Genomic DNA, 7,171 nt, shown 5'->3' with positions numbered 1-7,171 from the left:
CCGGCCCGCGCGCCGCGACGATCGGTTCGGGCACCCCGCTCCGGATGTACTACAGTGTCATGGTGCCCGATCGGGAGGTCGGCACGGATCTCCGGGTCAGCGGCGGATGAGCCGCGAATCCGGGGCTGTAGCTTAGTGGTAAAGCCTCTGTCTTCCAAACAGATGATGCGAGTTCGATTCTCGTCAGCCCCTCCCTCACATCGAAGAGCCCCTGCTGATCGCAGGGGCTCTTCGCGTTCCTGCCCGTGGCGTCGGCGCGGAAGCTCTACGCGACGTCCACCGCCCCGCGGTGCAGCTCGGCGAGGGCGAGGTACGACTCCGCGTTCCTGCGGATGCCTGCGCGCTCCTCCTCCGTCAGCTCACGGCGCACCTTCGCCGGCACCCCGGCGACGAGCGAGCCCTGCGGGATCACCGACCCCTCGAGCACGACCGCTCCGGCGGCGACGAGGGACCCGGATCCGATGACCGCGCCGTTCAGGACGGTCGCGTTCATGCCGACCAGGACATCGTCCTCGAGAGTGCAGCCGTGCAGCACCGCGTTGTGCCCGACCGAGACCCCCGCTCCGATGACCGCATCGGAGCCGGCGTCGACGTGGACGACCACGCCGTCCTGGAGGTTGCTCCCCGCGCCGATCCTGATGGCGGCGCTCTCGGCCCGGAGGACCGCGCCGTACCAGACGCTCGCGCGCTCTCCGAGTCCGACGTCGCCGACGAGGACGGCGCCCGGGGCCGCCCAGGAGGTCGCGGCGAGACGCGGAGTGCGCCCCGAGCCGAGTCCGAGGAGGCGAGGGCCTCGCGCGCCCGTGTCCGTCATGACGACCGGTCCTCTCGTTCGACGACGTCTTCCCGGGCATCCTCCCACTTCGCCCGAGGTGGTCCGCCACCGGCATCTGCTGGACAGCCGCTGGGAAAGCGGTCGCTGTGTCATCGGTGGGGGTTCGCGGGGATCCGCATCGCTCGCCTATCGTGACGGGGTCCGGGGGTCCGCCCGGGCAGGCACAGGGGGACGACGGAATGGGTTCGATCAAGCGCGGTGGCCTGCTGGCCGCCCTGGCGGCACTCGTGGTGCTGCCGATGGCGGTCTCCGGAGCGGGGAGCGCCGCGGTCGCCGCGACGGACACCATCCGGCCCACCGTCTCCATCACCGCCCCCGGCGACGGCGCGACCGTCTCGGGCACGACCGCGTTCCGAGCGGCCGCCGCCGATGCCGTCGGCGTGACGCAGGTCTCGTTCTGGTCCGGCACGACACGGCTCGGATACGCGGTGAAGGACGCCGCCGGGTGGTCGCTCCCGCTCGACACCCGGGTGCTCGGCACCGGGATCAGGCCGATCACGGCCAAGGCACGGGACGCCGCGGGGAACATCGGCACGAGCGCCGCGATCCGCGTGACGGCGTCGGCGAGCTCCCCGACCCCGTCCTCGTCACCCACGCCGATCGGCACGGCGGCGCCGCAGCCGACCAGCACTCCCGGACCCGCGCCGACCGCCACCGCGTCCGCGACGCCTCGGCCGACGGCGCCCTCCGGCCCGGACACCGTGAAGCCGACGACGGCCATCACCGCTCCCGCGAACGGCTCCACCGTCTCCGGCCCCGTGACCTGGATCGCCACGGCCTCCGACGCCGTCGGCGTCACGGCCGTGTCCTTCTGGGAGGGCTCGACCCGGCTCGGCAACGCCGTGCAGCGGCCGAGCGGGGACTGGGGGCTCACCACCTCCGCGACGGCCCTCCCGGCCGGTCCGCACACCGTCATCACGAAGGCTCGCGACGCCGCGGGCAACATCGGCAGCAGCGCGGCCGTGCGGATCACGGTCTCCTCGACCCCTGTCCCGTCTGCGACTCCGACACCCACGCGCACCCCGGCGCCGACCGCGAGTCCGACGGCCACTCCGACCGCGACGCCGACGGCCACTCCGACCGCGACCGCGACGCCGAGCCCGACGACGACGCCCGCCCCTCCCGCGGCGGGGGTCCCGGCGCCCCTGGCCGCCTGGGACTTCACGGAGCCCAGCGGTCCCTACTACTCGACGGCCGGCGACCTCCCGCTCCTGCAGGCGGGCAAGACCGTCGCGACCCGTGCGGCGACGCCCTGGGGCACCGGAGTGAACATGACCGGGACCAGCTTCCTGCGCGTTCCGGCGGAGAACGCGGGGCGCCTGACGATCGGCAGGACAGGGAACGCGGTCACGGTCGCCACCTGGGTCTACATGACCGACAGCAGCACCGGCTACGTGGCGGGTGCGTGGAACGAGCACGGCACCGTCCAGGGCCGCTCGTACGGGCTCTTCTACGACCTCGGCCTCTACGGCGGTGACGAGCGGAGCGTGTTCCACGTCTCGAGGACGGGCGGACCTACCCCCGGCTACCCCTACTCGCGCGACTACTCCGCCTCGGGGAACCTGTTCACGCGCAACGTGTGGCAGCTGCACGTCGGGACCTACGACGGCACGTACGCCACGTCCTACCTCGACGGCAGCGCGGTCGCGTACCCGCGGTTCGTCGACAACCAGAGGAACACGTACGCGAAGAACCCCTATTACTACCCGGACGGCCTGAACCCCAAGGCGGCGGACTTCACCGTCGGGGCCGTCGAGCTGACGTCGGGCCCGGGCAACTACGCGAAGGGGACCTTCGCCAAGGTCCGGGTCTGGGATCGTGCGCTCACCCCGGATCAGGTGCGGGCTCTCTACGAGGCGGAGCGGGGCGCGGTCGTCGGCGGCTGACGCCGGGCGCCCGCGCGGCCGGGGCGAGCTGTGAGGCTGCTCTCGGGGTGTCCCCGGTACGGGCTCAGCGAGGGGAAAGGGGGTCCGTAGACTCCGATGATCAGTGGCTGGGACGAGGACCGTCCCGATGACTTACGAGCGGAGCACACGGTGGGGAACGCCTCAGGTCGACGAGGCCGACTCGCGACGGTCCTGGTCCTCGCGCTCGTCGCGGCCGCCTTCACCGCCCCCGGGAGCGCCGCGCTGGCTCCGGCGTCCTCGGCGGCCGCCGCGGGGGACGCGGTGAAGCCGATCGTCTCGCTCCTCGCGCCGACGAGAGGTGCCGTGGTCTCGGGCACGACGACGTTCCTCGCCTCCGCGAAGGACGACGTCGCGGTGACCCAGGTGTCGTTCTGGGAGGGCTCGAAGCGCCTCGGCTACGGCGTGGCGGGATCCGAGGGCTGGACTCTGCCGATCGACACCCGGTCCTTCCCCGCCGGGTCGCACGTCTTCGTGGCGAAGGCGCGCGATGCGGCGGGCAACATCGGGAGCAGCGCCTCGGTCACGGTGACCGTCTCGCAGACCGGAGCGAGCCCGTCGCCCGAGCTGTCGACGGCCTCACCGGCTCCGTCCGTGCCGACGAGCACTCCGTCCACGGCCTCGCCCGCGCCGACGAGCACTCCGCCCGATCCAGCGGCATCTCCGACACCTCCCCCCACCACCGCGTCCGCTGCGCCGACCGCGACCCCCGCGCCTCCGAGCGGCAGCTCACCGGCACCCGACCCCGTGCCGACCTCGTCGCCGACGCGCGCACCGGAGCCGTCCTCGTCCACCGCTCCCCCACTGCCGGACGTGGTCAAGCCGCTCGCGGTCATCACCACTCCGAAGGACGGCGCGACCGTCGCGGGCAGTGCGACCCTGGTCGCGACCGCCACGGACGCGCACGGCGTGACGAACCTCTCGTTCTGGTCGGGCACGACCCGGCTCGGGAACGCCACCGCCGATGCCGGCGGCGCGTGGACGCTCGTCACCCCCGCGACCGCCCTCGCCCCGGGCAGGCACGTCCTCGTCGCGAAGGCGCGGGACGCCGCGGGCAACATCGGCAGCAGTCGCAGCGTCACGATCGAGGCGGTCGCCGTCCAGACAGCTCCGTCTGCGAGCCCGGGCCCGGGCAGCACCGCGACGCCGACCGCGACGGCGACGACTCCCGGATCCTCGGCCGCTCCGACCGCGGACCCACCGGTCGTCGTCACTCCCACTGCGGCTCCTCCCGCCGCCACCACCGCGCCGACGTCCGCACCGAGCCCGACGCCCAGCGGCGAGGGTCCGCCCGCCCCGATCGCGACGCCGTCGCCCACGCCGATCGCGACCCCCACCGCGACCCCGGAGGCCACGTCGACGCCCAGCGCGACTCCGAGCGACGAGCCGACCGCCCCGGGGACGTCCGGTCCGATCGTGCCTCCGACTCCCATCGTCACCACCGAGCCGACCCCCGAGCCGACGCCGATCGTCTCTCCGCCGGCGACCCCCGATCCGACTCCGTCGCCCACCGCGACCCCCGACCCGACTCCGTCGCCCACCGCGACCCCTTCGCCGACTCCGACCGGATCGCCGACCCCGCCGCCCTCGACCACCGCCCCGGGATCCCCTCCCCTGGCCGCCTGGGACTTCAGTGAGCCGTTCGCCCCGTACTACTCCACGAGCGGGGATCTGCCGCTCCTGCAGGCGGGGCGCACCTCGGCGACCCGGGCGACCACGCCGTGGGGAACAGGGGTGACGATGACGGGCACGAGCTACCTGCGCATCCCGGCCGCGCAGACCGGGCGCCTGACGATCGGCGCCACGGGGAACGCGGTCTCGGTCGCGAGCTGGGTCCGGATGGCCGACCTGGACACCGGCTTCGTCGCGGGCTCCTGGAAGGAGACCGCGGCGGGACCCACGCGCTCGTACGGGCTGTTCTACGACCTGGGGACGTACGGCGGGAACGAGCGAGCGGCCTTCCACGTCTCGCGCTCCGGCGGTCCGACGCCGGGCTACCCGTACTCGCGCGACTACGCCGCCTCGGGCAGCACCTTCACCCGGAACGTCTGGCAGCTGCACGTCGGCACCTACGACGGCGCCGCCGCGGTCTCGTACCTCGACGGCGCGGCGGTGGCCTACCCCTCGTACACCGACAGCACCGGCGCCTCGTACGCCAAGAACCCGTATCTCTTCCCCGACGGGCTCAATCCGGTGCCCGGCGACTTCACCGTCGGCGGGGTCGAGCTCACGAGGGGGCCGGGCAACTACGCGATCGGCACCCTCGCGAAGGTCCGGGTCTGGGATCGTGCGCTCAGCGCCGACGAGGTGCGCGCCCTCTACGAGGCGGAGCGCCCGACGAGCCTCCTCGGCTGAGGCCGCCCGTCAGCGACCGGCGCGGAGCCAGGCCAGCACGGCCAGGACCCGCCGGTGGTCCGACCCGGAGTCCTCCAGGCCGAGCTTCTGGAAGATCGCCGTGACGTTCTTCTCGACCGCGCCCACTCCGATGAAGAGGGAGGAGGCGATGCCCGCGTTCGTGCGCCCCTGGGCCATCGCCTCGAGCACCTCGCGCTCGCGCGGAGTCAGCGAGGCGAGGGGATCGCGCTGGCGCTGCAGGAGGGAGGCGACGACGTGCGGATCCAGGACCGTCCCGCCCGCCGCGACGCGCTCGACGGCGTCGCGCAGCTCGTCGACCGACGCGACCCTGTCCTTGAGGAGGTAGCCCATACCGCCCTCCCCCGATCCGAGGAGCTCGTGCGCGTAGGTCACCTCGACGTACTGGCTCAGGAGCAGCACGGCGACCGAGGGGTGGGCGCTGCGGATCCCGATCGCGGCGCGCACGCCTTCGTCGCGGAAGGTCGGCGGCATCCGCACGTCGAGGACCGCCACATCGATGGACGCGGGGTCCTCGGCGAGCCGGGCGACGAGGCCCTCGGCGTCCCCGAACGAACCGACGACGGAGAGACCCGCGTCCTCGAAGAGGCGGACGAGCCCTTCGCGCAGGAGGACGGAGTCCTCGGCGACGGCGACGCGGATCACGGAGGAGGAGGGCACTCCCTCAGCCTAGGGCGGCGGATCCGTCAGCCCGGGCTCGCGGCGTCCCGCGCCCGGAAGGGCACATGGACCCCGATGGTCGTCCCTCCCCCGATCGGCGAGTCCACGCGCAGCACGCCGCGAAGTCCCCGAAGCCTTCCCTCGACGCCCTCGAGACCGTGACCGGGCACGGCGCCCGCGCCGCCGACTCCGTCGTCGATCACCCACGCGTCGAGCCACCGCTCGCCGGTCGTGCGCGCCTCGCGCACGTCGAGGTGGACGCGCACCCGCTGCGCGGAGGCGTGCTTCGTCGCGTTGGCGAGCAGCTCGGCGACGACGAAGTAGACGCTGCGCTCGACCTCCGGCGGCACTCCCTCGACCGGGCGGTCGACCAGGACGTCCACCGGCACCGGGCTGAGTGCGGCGAGGGAGTGCACGGCGGCCTCGAATCCGCGGTCCTGCAGGATCGGCGGCGCCACTCCCCGGGACAGCGCACGCAGCTCGTCGAGCGCGGTGCGCACGTGCTCGCGGGCCTGCGCGAGGAGTGCGACGGCCGACTCCGGATCCGACACGACACGGCGCTCCGCCGAGGCCAGATCCATCTGGACGCGGATGAGGCGCTGCTGCGGTCCGTCGTGGATGTCGCGCTCGAGTCGACGCAGCTCCCGGTCCTCGGCGGCGACCGCGGCGCCGCGCGAGGCGCTCAGCTCCTCGACCTCGCGCTGGAGCGCCTCCGATCCCCAGGGGCCGAGCAGGAGCCGGTCGACGAGGTACCGCGCGAGGGTGAGACCGCGGGTGGCGAAGGGGAGCGTCGAGACGAAGAGAACGACCACCGCGATCGCCGCGAGGGTCACGAGCACGGCCGGCGGCTCCGGCACTCCGAGCAGCGAGGCCGCTCGCGAGACGATCCAGCGGGCAGCGGTGGCCGAGCCCGCACCCGAGCCGTCCAGCGCCGACACCAGGGTGCCGACGCCGGCCCAGGTCCAGAGGGCGAGGACGGCGCCGAACACGACGGCCAGCAGAGGAGCGACGACCAGTGCGTGCAGCAGCGCGAGCCAGTAGTGGCCGTCGATGACAGGCCCGTAGAGAGCGTGGGTCGCGGGAGCGACACCGGGCGGGGCCCGACGCGTGCGCGGCTCGGGGATGTCGGGCCGGCCGGCGATCCGGTTGATCCCCCGGGTCCCGCGCGCGAAGAAGCGGGCGACGATCAGGGCGACCGGGAGGAAGACCAGCCCGATCAGCACGCCGATCAGTCCCAGCGCCGCGACCAGGGCGAGACCGACCGCGAGCGCTCCTGCGAGGGTGAACGGGACGGCGATCACGAGCGCGAGGGCCTCCCTCGGCACGTCGCGCCACAGACGGAGGTACGCGCGGGTCGCCTCCGCGAGCGGTGTCGTCGCGGCGCTCATCCGACCTCCTC

5 protein-coding genes and 1 tRNA gene are annotated in these 7,171 nt (G+C 73.7%); 3 read left to right on the top strand and 3 right to left on the bottom strand.

Features of this window, described 5'->3' with window-relative positions; translation table 11 throughout:
• The first annotated feature begins 121 nt into the window (after window positions 1-121).
• Window positions 122-192: transfer RNA gene (locus IOC53_RS10865), tRNA-Gly, on the top strand.
• Window positions 193-265: 73 nt separating this feature from the next.
• Here IOC53_RS10865 and IOC53_RS10860 read toward each other — a convergent pair.
• Complete coding sequence (locus IOC53_RS10860; RefSeq protein ID WP_207405621.1) at window positions 266-814, bottom strand: gamma carbonic anhydrase family protein; 549 nt, start codon at window positions 812-814, stop codon at window positions 266-268.
• Between the two features lie 200 nt (window positions 815-1,014).
• Between IOC53_RS10860 and IOC53_RS10855 the strand changes: the two genes are divergently transcribed.
• Both IOC53_RS10855 and IOC53_RS10850 read left to right on the top strand, forming a co-directional pair.
• Window positions 1,015-2,721 carry an Ig-like domain-containing protein gene (locus tag IOC53_RS10855; RefSeq protein WP_207405620.1) on the top strand — a complete coding sequence of 569 codons (1,707 nt, stop codon included), beginning with the start codon at window positions 1,015-1,017 and terminating at the stop codon, window positions 2,719-2,721.
• A 150-nt stretch (window positions 2,722-2,871) separates the two neighbouring features.
• On the top strand, window positions 2,872-5,094 hold the full coding sequence (locus tag IOC53_RS10850) for an Ig-like domain-containing protein (RefSeq protein WP_207405618.1): 2,223 nt from the start codon (window positions 2,872-2,874) through the stop codon (window positions 5,092-5,094).
• A 9-nt stretch (window positions 5,095-5,103) separates the two neighbouring features.
• Here the strand turns inward: IOC53_RS10850 and IOC53_RS10845 are convergent, their stop codons facing one another.
• Complete coding sequence (locus tag IOC53_RS10845) at window positions 5,104-5,772, bottom strand: response regulator transcription factor (protein ID WP_307786159.1); 669 nt, start codon at window positions 5,770-5,772, stop codon at window positions 5,104-5,106.
• 26 nt (window positions 5,773-5,798) lie between these two features.
• Window positions 5,799-7,160 carry a histidine kinase gene (locus tag IOC53_RS10840; RefSeq protein ID WP_207405616.1) on the bottom strand — a complete coding sequence of 454 codons (1,362 nt, stop codon included), beginning with the start codon at window positions 7,158-7,160 and terminating at the stop codon, window positions 5,799-5,801.
• Between the last annotated feature and the right edge of the window lie 11 nt (window positions 7,161-7,171).

Source organism: Rathayibacter sp. SD072 (assembly GCF_017355185.1).
In the GTDB taxonomy this organism is placed as follows: domain Bacteria; phylum Actinomycetota; class Actinomycetes; order Actinomycetales; family Microbacteriaceae; genus Rathayibacter.
The sequence above is the reverse complement of the archived record's forward strand: the minus strand, read 5'-3'. Positions and strand labels throughout refer to the sequence as shown.